At 67.4% G+C, this 14777-nt stretch carries 8 protein-coding genes, 1 tRNA gene and 1 pseudogene; all 10 read right to left on the bottom strand.

Translation table 11 applies throughout. The features are described from left to right. Positions 1-29: 29 nt before the first annotated feature. Positions 30-6194, bottom strand: a pseudogene (locus tag NI1_RS24630) (type I polyketide synthase); the annotation flags it as partial. Positions 6195-6766: 572 nt separating this feature from the next. Next, positions 6767-7576, bottom strand: coding sequence for an alpha/beta fold hydrolase (locus NI1_RS24635; protein ID WP_067825043.1), 810 nt, complete (start codon positions 7574-7576; stop codon positions 6767-6769). A gap of 77 nt (positions 7577-7653) precedes the next feature. After that, complete coding sequence (locus NI1_RS24640) at positions 7654-8982, bottom strand: jacalin-like lectin (RefSeq protein ID WP_067825045.1); 1329 nt, start codon at positions 8980-8982, stop codon at positions 7654-7656. 171 nt (positions 8983-9153) lie between these two features. After that, positions 9154-9227, bottom strand: a tRNA-Pro gene (locus tag NI1_RS24645). Positions 9228-9317: 90 nt separating this feature from the next. Continuing rightward, on the bottom strand, positions 9318-10946 hold the full coding sequence (locus tag NI1_RS24650; RefSeq protein WP_067825047.1) for an amidohydrolase: 1629 nt from the start codon (positions 10944-10946) through the stop codon (positions 9318-9320). 112 nt (positions 10947-11058) lie between these two features. Continuing rightward, on the bottom strand, positions 11059-11595 hold the full coding sequence (locus NI1_RS24655) for a gluconokinase (protein WP_067825049.1): 537 nt from the start codon (positions 11593-11595) through the stop codon (positions 11059-11061). Then, positions 11556-11852 carry a hypothetical protein gene (locus NI1_RS24660; protein WP_067825051.1) on the bottom strand — a complete coding sequence of 99 codons (297 nt, stop codon included), beginning with the start codon at positions 11850-11852 and terminating at the stop codon, positions 11556-11558. Before NI1_RS24660 ends, NI1_RS24655 begins: the two co-directional genes overlap by 40 nt. Positions 11853-11931: 79 nt before the next feature. Then, entirely contained in the window at positions 11932-12195 is a 264-nt protein-coding gene (locus NI1_RS24665) for a GlsB/YeaQ/YmgE family stress response membrane protein (protein ID WP_067825374.1), read from the bottom strand. A gap of 30 nt (positions 12196-12225) precedes the next feature. After that, complete coding sequence (locus NI1_RS24670) at positions 12226-13563, bottom strand: uracil-xanthine permease family protein (RefSeq protein ID WP_067825053.1); 1338 nt, start codon at positions 13561-13563, stop codon at positions 12226-12228. Further along, on the bottom strand, positions 13560-14669 hold the full coding sequence (locus NI1_RS24675) for an aryl-sulfate sulfotransferase (protein ID WP_084523621.1): 1110 nt from the start codon (positions 14667-14669) through the stop codon (positions 13560-13562). Before NI1_RS24675 ends, NI1_RS24670 begins: the two co-directional genes overlap by 4 nt. Positions 14670-14777: the final 108 nt, after the last annotated feature.

The raw sequence follows: 14777 nt of genomic DNA on the forward strand, positions 1-14777 counted from the left end.
GAGGGCGAACCACCCTCCCGGCCGGACCCTCACTCCAGCCCTTCCAGCCAATCGTCGACCGCCGCGGCGACCTGATCCGATCCCTCGTGCAGCATGGCGAAGTGGTTGGCGTCCACCTGAACCACGCGATGGCTCTCGTCCCACGGCTGGGCCTGCCACTCCATGAAGTCCTGGGGAACGCCCGGAATCCGCTGCGCGCACTGGAGGAACAGGGTGGGTGCGGCGATCTTGCCGGGCACGATACCGCGCAGCACCTGAATGTACTGACCCATGGCGGTCAACCGGGCGGGGTCGAAGCGATCGAAGGCGGCCTCGTTGGTCACCATGTTCTCGGCGACCGGCTTGAGAATCCACTCACTCGCATCACCCTCGGCCACCCGGTAGCTGTCCACCAGCACCACTCCCGCCGGCGTGGGTCCGCCCAGCGCCTCCAGGCGTTCGGCGACGCTGTAGGCGAGCACCCCGCCCGAGGAGTACCCGAACAGGATGAACGGCTTGCCCTCGGCGGCATCGAGGATGGGCTGGAGCAAGGCTTTCGTGGCCGCGGCATAGTCGGTGGGCAGCGGCTGGCCCGCGTGGGACCCCATCGGGGCGAGGCCGACCACGTCGCGGGCGGTCCGCAGTTTGTTTGCGACGCGGGCATATTGGCGCACACCGCCGGCCGCCATCGGCGGGGCGATGCAGATGATGCGCGGGGAACCGGCGCCCTCGGTCAATCGGATGAGCTCGGGCTCGACGTCCAGCTTGTCGTTGGCGGTGAACTGCTCACGCAGCTGCGCCGCCAGGTGCAGGAGCAGGAAGGCGACCGAATACTGTTCCCGCCCAACCGCTGTGCGGAACATGCCGTACAGCGAGTCGTCGGCCACGCCCTCGTTACGATCTCGCTCGGCGGCCGCGTCGACAGCGTTCGCCAGGGCGCTCGCGCCTTCCGCCAATTTCTCGTCCAGTTGCTTCGCGAGAATCTGGGGCGTCGGATAGTCGAAGACGAGGGTGCCGGGCAACTGCACGCCCGTCGCGTCGCGCAGCGCGTTCCGGAATTCGACCGCGGTGAGCGAATCGAAACCCATTTCGCCGAAGACATTGTCGACCTCGATGAGATCGACATCCGCGTAGCCGAGCGTCGCGGCGGCCTGCTTGCGCACGAACTCCACGAGCAGCGGGAGCCGCTGTTCGGACGGCAGGCCGACCAGCTCCAGCAGCGGTGACGGCGTATCGCGCGGCGCCGACGCCGGAACCAGCCCGCGGACCAGGGCGGGTGCGTGCTCGGCTCGGGTGCGGAGCACGGCTCGGTCCAGCGGCAGCGCGGCCAGCTGGGCGACGCCGGAGGTCACGGCGGCATCGAAGAGCGCCAGCCCGTCAGCTTCGGACAGCGCCGGGAAGCCCTGACGCCGCATCCTTTCGAAGTCCTCTTCCGACAGTTCCGTGCCCAGACCGCTCGATCGTTCCCACAGGCCGTAGTCGATCGACGTGGCCGTCCACCCGGCCGCCCGGCGGTAGGTGGCGAGGGCATCGAGGTAGACGTTGGCCGCCGCGTAGTTGGCCTGCCCGGCGGCCAGCACCAGACCACCGGCGGAGGCCACCAGCACGAACAGCGACAGCGGCTGGTCGCTGGTGAGTTCGTGCAGATGCCAGGCGGCGTCGGCCTTGGGTGCGAAGACGGCATCGATGCGATCGCTCGTCATGGTTTCGATCAGGCCGTGGTCGGCGATGCCCGCGGCGTGCACGACACCCGTCAGCGGATGCTCGGGCTCGATCTCGTCCAGCAGCGCCTGTAGCGCCGCCCGATCCGAGACGTCGCAGGCGGCGACGGTCACCTGCGCACCGAGTTCGGTCAGCTGGGCGCACAATTCGTCGACGCCGGGGGCTTGTGGCCCCCGCCGGGACGTCAACACCAGTCGGCGCGCGCCGTACTCGGTGACCAGGTGCCGGGCGAACAGCGCACCCAGCCCGCCGGTACCGCCGGTGATCAGCACGGTGCCGGTGTCCAGCGGCTCGACCGGTTCGCGGTTCGCCTCGGTGACCTGGTGCGAAACCAGGCGCGGCACAAAGAGATTCGTGCCACGCAGCGCACCTTCCGGCTCCGACGCCAGGGCCGCGGCGGCGGTGGCGACGGCGGCCGGATCGTGGTCGGCCGTGCCTTCGAGGTCCAGCAGTTGCAGCCGGTTCGGGTGTTCAGCCTGGGCGGCGCGCACCAAACCCCAGATGGGGGCCTGCGCGGGGCGCACCTGCTCCCACTCGGTGGCGCATACCGCGTCGCGGGTCAGGATCACCAGACGGGACTCGGCGAATCGCGGGTCGCCCAGCCACTGTTGGATAGTTGCCAGCAGGCCGTGCAGTGCCTCGCGGGCGGCGTGCGAGGACGGGTCGCCGGTATCAGCGCTGTGGAGCAAGACGAGCCCGGGGACAACGGCTTCCGCCGCTGCGTCGAGTTCCGCTACCAGTGACGAGAGGTCGGGATAGCCGCGCACCTCGCCCGAACTCGGCGCTCCGATGACCGCGGTATGCGCCGGGGCTGCCGAACTCGCGACCGTCGCGGCGATCCAATCCACCGTGAACAAGGCATCGGCTACCCGGTCGACGCGCAGCCGGTCCGCGGACACCTGGCGGGTGTCCAGCGAGTCGACCGAGAGCACGGGTTTGCCGGTGCTATCGGCCAGCCACAGCGTGAAACGGCTGTCCTGCACCTGGATTCGGACCCGGATGGCACTCGCCCCGGCGGCGTGCAGTGCGACACCACGCCAGCTGAACGGCAGTGCGGGTGCGTCGAGGCCGCCATTGCGGAGCTGATCCACGATGAGGGCGTGCATTGCCGCATCGAAGAGTGCGGGGTGCAGGCCGTAACCTTCGGCGGCCGCCGGATCCGGCAGCGCCACCTCGGCGAACAGTTCGTGACCATCGGCGCCGTCCTCGCCGCGTCGCCACATGGCCCGCATGCCTTGGAAATTGGGGCCGTACCCGTATCCGGCATCCAGCATCTCGGTGTACGCGTCGGCGACGTCGATCGCCTCGGCGTCGGCCGGGGGCCAGGTGGCGAGATCGAAATCGGGCTGGACATGCTCGCCGCCGAGGTCACCCTGCGCATGCAGAGTCCATGCGACGGCATCCGGTTGGCGCGAGTGAACGGTGATGCGCCGGCGACCGGAATCGTTCGCCGCGCCGACCACCACCTGGACCGAAACCCCTTCGCGGGCAGGCAATGTCAACGGTGCGTGCAGGATCAGCTCGTCCACTCGTCCGTGACCGAGCAATCCGCCCACATGCGTCGCCAACTCGACGAAACCGGTTCCCGGCAGCAGTGCCGTACCGAGTACGCTGTGATCGGCCAGCCATCCGACCGAGTCCAGGGTCCAGCGGCCGACGAAGCTCACCCCGCCCGAATCGGGCTGCGGGACAATCGCTCCCAGCAGGGGATGGGAGACGGGCTCCAATCCTGCCGCATCGGCGCCGGTGGCCAGCCATGTCGTCGACAGATACTGCTTCGCATCGAGCCAGAACCGCTCGCGTTGAAATGCGTAGGTGGGCAGGTCGATCGGTTGCGCACCCGGATAGAAAGCGGCCCAATCCACCTCTGCGCCCGACACGAACAACTTCGCGACCGCCGCCGTCACCGTGGCGGTCGTGGCCTCTTCACGACGCGCAACCGCGACCGCGACGGTGCCTTCGGCGTCCACGGTGCCGAGCACCATCGGCGTGAGGACCGCGTCCGGCCCGATTTCGGCGAAGCGCGCCACGCCCGCTTCCGCCATCGTGGTCACCGCATCGGCGAACCGCACGGTGGCGCGGACCTGACGCACCCAGTACGCCGGGTCCGACATCTCATCGGTCACCCGAGTGCCGGTCACGGTCGATACCAGCGGAATAGTGGGGCGGGCGAAGCTCAAACCCTCCACCACCGCGGCGAAGTCCGCCGACATCGGATCCATCAAGCCGGAATGGAAGGCGTGCGAGACACGCAAACGGCTTGTCCGCCAAGACTTCCCGGCGAACACCTCGGCCAGCGCGTCGACTTCGGCCGCGATGCCGGAGACCACCACCGAGGTGGGGCTGTTCACCGCCGCGATCGATACGCCGTCGGTCAGCAGCGGGGCGACGGCGGATTCCGGCGCTCCGACCGCGAGCATCGCTCCACCCGTGGGTAGCGCTTGCATCAACCGGCCGCGCGCGGCCACCAACGTGCAGGCGTCCGAGAGCGACAGCACTCCGGCGATGTGCGCGGCGGCGATCTCGCCGATCGAGTGGCCCGCCACCAGGTCGGGGCGCAGACCCCACGCCTCGAGCACGCGATACAGGGCGACCTCGAAGGCGAACAATCCGGCTTGCGCGAAGACCGTCTGGTTGATCGAATCCGTCGCGGCCAGCGCCTCGTCGAGCGAGATCGGTTGGCCCAGAAGCGGGTTCAGCTCCGCGACGACCTGATCGAAGGTCGCCGCGAAGACCGGGTGCGTACGCAGCCGCTCGGCCATTCCGGCCCACTGCGCGCCCTGACCCGAGAAGACGAACGCTGTCGAACCCGACACCGCGCGACCCGTCACCACACCCGGTAGGGCGTCGCCGCGACCCAATGCCTCGATGCCCGAGAGCAGTTCGTCGCGATCGGCACCGAGGATCACCGCGCGATGGCCGAGCCTGGAGCGGGTGGCGGCCAGGGAATATCCGACATCGTATGCGTTGGAGTCGTTTTCACGGATATACGACCGCAAGCGAACAGCCTGATCGCCGAGGGCACGGGCGGTGGCGGCGGACAGTACCCAGGGCATGACAGCACCGACGGGCTCGGCCGGGTTCGTCACCGCGGCAGGAGCCGGTTCGAGAACGGGAGCCTCTTCGAGGATGACGTGTGCGTTGGTCCCGCTGATTCCGAACGACGAAACACCCGCGCGGCGTGGGCGATCCAACCGCTGCCACGGCACCGGTTCGGTCAGCAGCCGCACCTCGCCGGCGGACCAGTCGACCTTGGTAGACGGCCGGTCCACATGCAGGGTGCGCGGCAGCGTCCCGTGCCGCATCGCCATCACCATCTTGATCACGCCGCCCACACCCGCGGCGGCCTGCGCGTGCCCGATGTTCGACTTCAACGAACCGAGCCACAGCGGCCGCTCCGGAGCCCGATCGCGACCGTAGGTGCCCAGCAATGCCTGCGCCTCGATGGGATCACCCAAAGTCGTTCCGGTGCCGTGCCCTTCGACCGCGTCGACATCGGCGGCGGAGATTCCCGCACTGGCCAGCGCCTGCTCGATAACGCGCCGCTGCGCAGGACCGTTGGGCGCGGTCAGCCCATTCGACGCACCGTCGGAGTTCACCGCCGAACCGGTCATCACGGCGAGAATCCGGTGGCCGTTGCGTTGCGCGTCGGAAAGCCGTTCCAGCACCAGCACACCGGCGCCTTCGGCCCAGCCCACCCCGTCGGCACTGTCGGAGAACGACTTGCACCGACCGTCGATGGCCAGTCCGCGTTGCCGGCTGAACTCCACCAACGTATCCGGGCCCGCCATCACGGTCACTCCGCCCGCCAGCGCCAGCTCGCACTCCCCCGACCGCAATGCGGCGGCCGCCGAATGCATGGCGACCAGTGACGACGAACACGCGGTGTCCACGGTGACCGACGGCCCCTGGAGCCCGAAAGTGTAGGAGAGCCGCCCCGATGCCAGCGATCCGGCATTCGCATTGGCCGGATAGTCGTGATACATCATGCCGACCCAGACGCCGGTCGCGCTGCCACGCAGGGTCCCCGGATCGATGGCCGCACGCTCGAACGCCTCCCACGAGGTTTCGAGCAGCAGGAACTGCTGCGGATCCATACCGGCCGCTTCATTCGGGCTGATGCCGAAGAACGTGGGATCGAAATCGCCTGCGGTGTGCAGGAATCCACCCGATCTCGTATGGGAACGACCGGGCAGCTCGCCGGTAGGATCGTAGATCCGCTCGATATCCCACCCCCGATTGGCGGGCAACTCGGTAGTGGCATCCACGCCACCCTCGACCAACCGCCATAGATCCTCCGGCGACTCGACACCCCCGGGATACCGGCAAGCCATCCCCACAATCGCGATCGGCTCCCGCAAAGCCGCATCCAGCTGCCGATTGCGCGCCCGCAACCGATTGGTTTCCTTCAGCGAGGCCCGCAACGCAGCAGCAAGTTTCGCCGTACCCTCAGGCGTCGCGCCATCGGCTGCCTTAGCGGTCGGCTCGTCGAAGTTCGTCATATCGCTATCAGTCCTCGGAGTTGTAAGCCAGATTGATCAAGACGTAGAAATCGAGTCCCCAACCGGAAACCCGAATCCCCCCGAGAAGTAATGTGCGGAACCGTATCCCCGCGAGCTAACTACGATGTAACCCCATTTGGATTCGCGCGCAACGCCATCCAGGCCCACTCAGGCGCATCCCGTCGATACCCGCTGCACCCCAAGGCGAACGGCAACCTCGACCAGCCGATCAACACCTGCACCCTAACCCTGCCTTGCCGCGCCCGACCTCCCCGTCGGACCACCCATCGAGCCCACGCTGGACCATAACCGGAATCCACTACCAGCCGGTAGCTTACCCGCAACAAGACATGGACGCTCGGCTAGTTCTGTGCCCTATCACAACCCACCTCACCATTGATCCCCGCCAGCCCATCCCCTATGGTGTCGCCCCGGCGGCCGTTGCCGCCCAAGACAATTGACCCAGTCAGTCGGCCACCCACATCGGTACATGAAGGTCCGTCGAATCCCCACCCCTTCCCGCACGGCCTGGCCGATCTGCCCTCACACTGCCCTGAGATCTGTCAGGAAGTGAGGTGATCCACCACCCAGTCGGCGACCAGTGAATGCTGCGGCAGGGTCGCATGGTCGAAGTGTTCTCCCGGCCAGAGGTTTTCAGCCAGGTCGTTGGAGGCCGACGGCTCCTCGACGAACGAGGCGGCGCCGCCGGGACTGACGATGGGGTCGTTGGCGAGGGCCAGGATGGCGTACCGCACGCCGGGCGCCGTAATCGGTTGCCTGCTCAGCTCGCCGATGAATTCCGAACTGGTTTCGAGGTCGGCGCAGGCCGGGCAGACCAGTTCACGCAGCGCGGCGTCGGTGACCGGACGGATCGCGGCGCGCGTCGCGAAATCGACGAGCCCGCTGAGTGTGGTCCCGTGCGTCGGCGGGGCCAAAAGCACGACGGTGTGCACGGCCGGGCCACCGAGCCGCCGTGACAGGGCCAGCGCCAGCGCCCCACCCTCCGAGTGCCCGACAAGATCGACCTGTGCGGCGCCGGTGCGCTGCCGGACCTGCTCGGTGAACGCGGAGACTTCGTCCAGGGACTGCGCCATGGGCGCGAATCCGTTGAGCTGGTTGAAGGTTCGAGGGTCCTTTCCGTACTCCGTAGCGAATACACACACTCCGCGATCGGTCAGTTTCGCCGCGACTTCGTGCCAGGCCGACAGGCCGTCGGCGATACCGTGCAGCAGCACGACCGGCCGGGGGTGGGCAGGCGAAGGCAGGCAGTCCCAGTCGTTGAGGATCGGACCCGTCGGGCTCGCAGCCGCCGGGATCGGCGACGCCAGGGCGAACAGGGCCGGCAGCAGCGCGAGGAGACGGGCGGGTCGCACGGGAATCCCTTCAGCTTCAAGGATGTTCGTAACGCATCCAGAGGTGCGGAGATGGTGTGGCGGAGTTCGAAACGGGGTCAACGTTTCGTGTAGATGAATCCGACCTTGTCGATTTCGTCGCCGGAACGTCCGTGCAGCCCGGTGATCTGCCAGCCGTCCGGCGCGGTGTAGGTCACGCAGTCTCCGGTGGCCGATCCGGCGCTGAGAGTGCGCCCGGTACTGGTGGTGAACTTCGCGGAGAACACCCGGGTGTGGCCGTCTTTGACGCCCCGGCACAATCCGGCCGAGGCGAGGTATTCACCGGCGGAGAGCGACAGCGAAGTCTCGGTGCCACCGGTGCCGCCGTGGGTCAGGGTGGCGCCGGTGTCGAGTGCTAAGGAGATCTGATCGAGTCGCGAGCCCCCGCGCAAGACCACGCGGGTCGGATGGGCGGTGGGCGGGACGCGGTCGATGTCGTTGAAGTAGTCGCCGTGCGGTCCGCCGAACTGCTCACTGAAGCGATAGCCGGGATTGCGCGACCAGGCGAAGGACACGTGGATCGGATCGTGGTCGGACAGCATCGTGCCGTTGGCATCCAGGAAGGCCGCGTGCTCGTTGTGGTACGCGGTCGCGTGCAGGTTCACCAGCGTGCTGCCGCGGTAGAGGATCTTGTCGACCACCTCGCAGGAATCGGTGATCGCGGCGGGGTCGCACAGCAGAGCGGGGCTGCCCGCGGCGGGCGCCGACCCGCCCCGCGCGAGTTCCACCCAAGCGTCGGTGAAACCGTTGTCGGCGGCGAACCGGGCGATGGTATCGCCGGTTCGGGTGTAGCGAGTGTTGGTGTCGCCCATGACGATGACCGCATTGCCCGCGGAGTGGGTGGCGATGAATGCCGACAACTGCGTGAGATTCGCCGCCCGGCCCCGTATATCACCGGCCTCGTCGCCCGCATCGGTGTGCAGGTTGTACAGATCCAGGTACACACCATCGGCCAGCCGGTGCCGGGCGAAGGTGAAGCCCTTGGGCGTCAGGCAGTCTCCGGAACCGATGCTGCAATCGTCCCATTTGACGCGCTGGAAATCATCGGTGTCGTAGGGCAGCCGCGCCACCGTGTTGAGTCCGCTGCCGAACGGCACGCCGCCACTGGTGGGCGTCCGGTACGGGTGGCTGTCACCGGTGTAGAGGGCAGCGTGATAGTTGAAGTCCTCTTCGACATGCACGACGTCGTAGTCCCCGATGCGCCGCCCGATCTCGGTGGTGGCGGCTTCGCGCGGAGTGGTTGCGCTGGAAAGGATTTCGGGGAGACCCGCGATGTTGTAGGCCAGCACCTCCAGCGCACCGGCGTCGTCGGCGCGGGCGCCCGGCGCACTGGCGATCAACGCCCCGCAGGCCACCACCGCCACCACCGCGGCAACCAATCGACCCATCGTGGCCTCCTCAACGTCCGAAGGATGTGCGCCACAGGCTAAAGACGACCCGAAACAGCAAATGGACGAATGACCAGTTTGTGCCGGAGGTCACACACACTGACCGAAGCCTGCTTGATGGGAAAATGAGAAAACCCTCTCCGACCTAGGTCAGAAAGGGTTTCACAACTGTCGGGCTGACAGGATTTGAACCTGCGACCACTTGACCCCCAGTCAAGTGCGCTACCAAGCTGCGCCACAGCCCGTTGCACTGGGCTCTCGCTTTGTGCTCGATGAGATTACCCCAGGACCCCCCTGGATCTCCAAATCGGCTGGTTAACGGGCGTGTGGGGCGGTTAGCCGTGGACTCGGGTGCCGGCTACGAAGGTTTGGAGAACGGTGATTTCGGAGAGGGTGAGTGGGGGGATGGTGAATGGGTCTTGGTCCAGGACAACGAGATCGGCCAGGGCGCCGGGGCGGAGGGTGCCGGTGTTGTGGTGGCGGTTCACGTGGGCTGAGCCGGCTGTGTAGGCGGAGAGGGCGGTCATCAGGTCCAGGCGTTGGGCGGGGAGTAGGGGTGGGTTGGTGGTGCCGGGGTGGATTCGGTTGACGGCTACGTGGATGCCGGCGAGGGGGTTGGGGTCGCTGACCGGCCAGTCGCTGCCGCAGGAGAGGGTGGCGCCTGCTTGGAGGAGGTCGGCGAAGAGGTATTGGCGGGTGGCCAGGTTGCCGCCGAGGAAGGGGAGGGTGAGGTCGTCCAGTTGGGGTTCGTGGGCTGCCCAGAGGGGTTGGAGGTTGGCGATGGCGCCCAGGCGGTGGAAGCGGGGGATATCGGAGGGGTGCATTACTTGGAGGTGGGCCAGGTGGTGGCGGTTGCCTCGGGGGCCGTTGGTGCGGAGGGCGACTTCTATGGCGTCCAGGGATTCTCGGACTGCTCGGTCGCCCAGGGCGTGGAAGTGGACTTGGAAGTCGTGGGCGTCGAGTTCGGTGACGTAGGCGCACAGGGCTGCTGGGTCGATGAAGCTGAGGCCGGTGTTGGTGGTGCAGCAGCCGTGGGCGTCCTTATAGGGGGCTGTCATGGCGGCGGTGTAGTTCTCGGCGATGCCGTCCTGCATGATTTTCACGGTGTCGAGGCGGAAGCGGTTCGTGGTGAACTGCTTGCGGCGCAGGAGCATTGCGGGGATTTGGTCGATGCCATGGTCTCGGTCCCACCATTGGGCGCCGACTACCCGGGCGGTGAGCAAGCCCTGTTCGGCGGCGGCGTAATAGGTTGCGGCGGAATCCATGTCGCCGCCGTCGGCTTTGACTATGGCCTCCTGCCAGCCGGTGATGCCCAGGGAATGCAGGAGGGATTGGGCGCGGAGCAGGCCGGCCAGGCGCTCTTCGGGGGTGATGGGCGGGAGGAGGCGTTCGACGAGGGCCATCGCGCCCTCCTGGAGCATTCCCGTTGGGGTGCCGTCGGTTTCGCGTTCGATGCGGCCGTCGGCGGGGTCGGCGGTCGCGGCGGTGATGCCGGCCAGTTCGAGGGCGCGGGTATTGGCCCAGGCGCCGTGGTGGTCGCGGTTGGTCAGGTAGACGGGGCGATCGGGGACGATCGCATCCAGCTGGGCGCGGGTGGGCATGCCGCCGGGAAAGCTCTCCAGGGACCAGCCGCTGCCGGTCAGCCAGGGACGGTCCGGATTCGCGGCGGCGTAGACGGCCAGGCGGCGCTGGTATTCGGTGAGCGAGGTGGTGCCGGTCAGGTCACAGTGGCCCAGTTCGATGCCAGCGGTGGCGGCGTGGATGTGGGCGTCCTGGAAGCCGGGGAGCAGGGCACGGCCGGTCAGGTCGACGACCTCGGTGCGGGGGCCGATGTGATCGCGGATGTCGAGGTCGCCGACGGCGGTGATGCGGTCACTGGTGACGGCCAGAGCGGTGGCGCGGCTGCGGGCGGAGTCCATGGTGAGGACGGTGCCGCCGGTGAAGACCAAGTCGGCGTGGCTCAAAAGGTTGCTCCTGACATGGTGGGAACGATAACGGTCGCCGTCGCGGAGTAGACCGTGGAATCGCTCGGCGGTGGCGCAGCGCGAAAGTCACACGCGCGCAGGTGATCCCGTGTCAGGGATGAAGGGCTTCCAATGCCTCCGCCGCGACAACCGCTGGCGGCGAACCGATTTCGATGGTGACGATGCGCTCGTCGGGCGTCGGCGCTTCGAGCGTGGCCAGCTGCGAATCGAGCAGCGAGGGTGGCATGAAATGCCCCGGGCGGGTCGTCACTCGCTGCTGTAATTGCTCGCGGGATCCGCTGAGCAGAATGAAGGTCAGTTCGGCTTCCGAATGCCCGATCAGGGGGCGGCGCAAGATATCTCGGTACGCATGCTTCAAGGCCGAGCAGGTCACCAGTCCCGATTTGCCCGCCGCCACGTGCTCGGCGATCCAGGCCGCGATGGCCTCCAGCCACGGCTCCCGATCCGCGTCGGTGAGGGGGTGACCGGCGGCCATTTTGGCGATATTGGCGGGCGGGTGCAGGTCGTCGCCCTCCAGCAGATCCCAGCCGAGTTGAGCGGCAAGGGATTCGGCGACGGTGGATTTGCCCGAGCCGGAGACACCCATGATCACGGCGATGTACGGGCGCGTTCTTTCGATGGCTGGCATGGGTCCTCGTGGGCTCGGGAACGGGTGTGCTCGAGGGTAACCCAAATGATTCCGGAGACGAGGGCGCAGAAGGTGAGGGTGGCGCCGGTGATGGTGCCGGCGGAGAGATCTGGATCGTTGGCCGTGAGGGTCCAGGCCAGAGTGATGACCCCGACCAGTAAGAGCAACAGGCCGGGGGCATCCAGATCGTCGAGAATGATGGGTTCTCCGGTGCGGTTCTTCACAGTGGCTTCGGATGAACCGTGATAGGGCGGCACGATGATCCTCCTCGCGAATGCGGGTGTGTCCCTGCATTCGCGTACCCGGACCGCGTCCGGCGAAACCCGTCAATCCGGGCTAACGACTGCCGGTGACCTTGCCGACCGCGAACAGCAAGATCACCGCGCCGGCCAGGCAGGTCAAGAAGCTGAAGATCAGTCCGCCGCCGTTGACGTCGACGCCGAACAGCTTCAGCAGGAACCCGCCGATCAGGCCGCCGATCACGCCGACCACGATATTCATGAGTATGCCCTGCTGAGCATCGGTGCCCATGATCTTGCTGCCGATCCAACCGGCCAGACCGCCGATAATGATCCATCCGAGGATTCCGAGTCCTAGCATCATGTCTCCTCTGCTGAACGGGGGCTGTTCCTACCCGTCTGTAGTTCCCATATTCGCTGGTTGATAACCGACTGCCGGATTCTGACACGCCGATTTCGACACGCGAACAGCAAACAGCAGGTGAACCAGCACGCCGACCACGGCCGCCATGGTGACGCCGCTACCCAGCAGCAGGCGCAGATCGGCGGGGAAGGACTTGTACAGCGCGGGGGTGAGAATCGGCAGCAGGCCCGCGGTGAGGGCGGCGGTGGCGGTGATCAAGGTGCCGTCGGCGGTCAGGTCGAGGCGCTCGAACATGCCGATGCCCGCGACGATGATCATGGCGAAGGCAATGGCCGCGGTACCGCCGACCACCGGTCCGGGCAGCGAATTCACCAGGCGGCCGATCGGCGCGAAGAAGGCCGCGACCGCCAGCAGGCCGCCCGCCAATGCGGTGACATAGCGGCTGCGCACGCCGGTGAGCTGGATCAGGCCGATGTTCTCACCACTGGTGACCATGGTCGCGCCGCCCAGCGGGCCGGACAGCAGCGAGGTCACCGCATCGCCGCGAATGGTGCGGGCCACGGTGGGGCCGGGGTCGATCGCCTTGCCGACCACCTTGGCGTTCAACACCGTCTGCCCGGTGGCCTCGGCCATCGAACCGATGCTGAAGATGAGCAGCGGTAGCGCCGCGAGAATGTCCAAATGCGGTGTGCCGAAAGGGAACAGCGTCGGTGACTGCACCAGCCCCGAACCCGGGCGCAGCTGGAACTGGCCGATGGCGGCGGCCAGTGCGGTCCCGGCGATCATGCCGAGCAGCACCGATACCCGGCGCCAGCCGCTCGGCAGGAAGCGGTGCGCCAGCACGGTCACCAGGATGGTCGCGGCGGCCAGCCCCACCGCCGACACCGCTGGATCGCCGGCCGGGGCGATGAGACCGCCCGCGACCTTGACCAGGTTCACGCCGATCACCACCACCATGGCGGCGATCACCACGGCGGGGATCCGGGTGACGAGCCGGCGCGCTACGGGCACCAGCAGGATCCCCAGGGCGGCGGTGAGAATGACCGCGCCCGATGCCGTGGCCGGACCGGATTGCTGGGCGATCTGCAAGAACAGCACCACCGCCGCGCCGCCCGGCAGCATGATGAACGGCAGCCCGGCCCCGAGCCCGAAACGGCCGATCGATTGCAGGATGGTGCCGATGCCGGAGCAGAGCAGGGTGGCGCTGAGCAGGGCGCGGGCGGTGGCATCGTCCAGGTGCAGGCTGCGGGTGATCAGCAGCACCGAGGTGATCGGCATGGCGATCATGACCGCCAGGTGCTGGATCGCGGCGACGAAAGCCCTGCCCGCCGAGGGGATCTCGTCCACGGGGTGCACCGTGCTCACCGCTCCCCCAGCCACGGGATCTCGGCCGCGGCGTAACGGTAGGCACGGAAGATGGCATTCGAGACGCCCGGAAAGACCTGTGCCGTATCGGGATCCGGGTATTCGGTGAACGACGGGACCACGTACTCCCAGCAGATGCGGCGGTCCGGCGTCACCTCGAAGATGCGCCCGAAGGCCGCTTCGGTGATCAAGGTATTACCGTTGGCCAGTCGTTGCGCGCCCCCCATGTACGGGGTGAAGAACGCCTCGCGCGGCGAATCCTGGTAGATCCAGCCAAGTTCGCCGGTGTCCAGGTCGATTTCGACGACGCGGCTGTAGGTCACCGATTCGCCGGTGCGGAAGGTGCCGTTGTCGAAGACCAGCAGTCTGCCGTCGCCGAGCGGGGTGGCGTGATGCTGCTGTGCGACGACGGTGCGGTCGGCGAGGGTGGTGGCCGCACCGGTGCGGCGGTCGATCAGGATGACGGCGGAGACACTGCGCAGGCTGGCGACCACGGTGTGCTCGTCGAGCGGGTGCACGCTGTTGATCAACGGCCAGTGTTCGCGCCAATAGTGCGGTTGCAGCACGTAATCCGCGGGATCGAGGTGCACGGCGGCGCGCCATTCCCACAGCGTCGAACCGTCGGCGGCGACCTCGCGAACGACATCGGCCCACACCGTGCCGTCGGCCTCGCTGCCGGGCACGCCACCGCGAATCCGTTCGGCCTCGGCGCCGGTGAGCGGTTCGACGGCGGTATAGAGAATGCGGCCGTCGTCGTAGTGGTGCGCGTCGTGGTGCTGATAGTCGTCGCGATGCTCACGCAACAGAGTGCCGTCGGGCGCGTAGACGCCCATCGATCCGCCGCTGTATTTGCGCCACATGGCGAACAGCGGCGCGATATCGAGGGTCGCCCCGTTGTAGGCCAGCGCGCCGTCGGGCAGCAGTCGGGCGTGCCGCCCCGGCCGATACGGCAGCTCCCAGCGATGCGCCAGTTCGCCGGACAGGTCGACCAGATCCACGATGCCGCGCCCGGCCAGGGGCGCGTACAGGGTGTATCCGGGAAACGCGAGCTCGGGATCGCTGCCGATCAGACCGATACCCCGCCGCTTGAGCGTGTTCTGCTCCACTGCACCTCCAAATATTCAGCGATACTGAATATTCAGTACAGTCGTGGCGGCGGGAAGCGTTCGGATCTGCGTGAGGCAAACCCTGGGATCCGGCCGCGAGCCGTCGAG

The organism is Nocardia inohanensis NBRC 100128 (assembly GCF_001612945.1).
Classification (GTDB): Bacteria; Actinomycetota; Actinomycetes; order Mycobacteriales; family Mycobacteriaceae; genus Nocardia; species Nocardia inohanensis.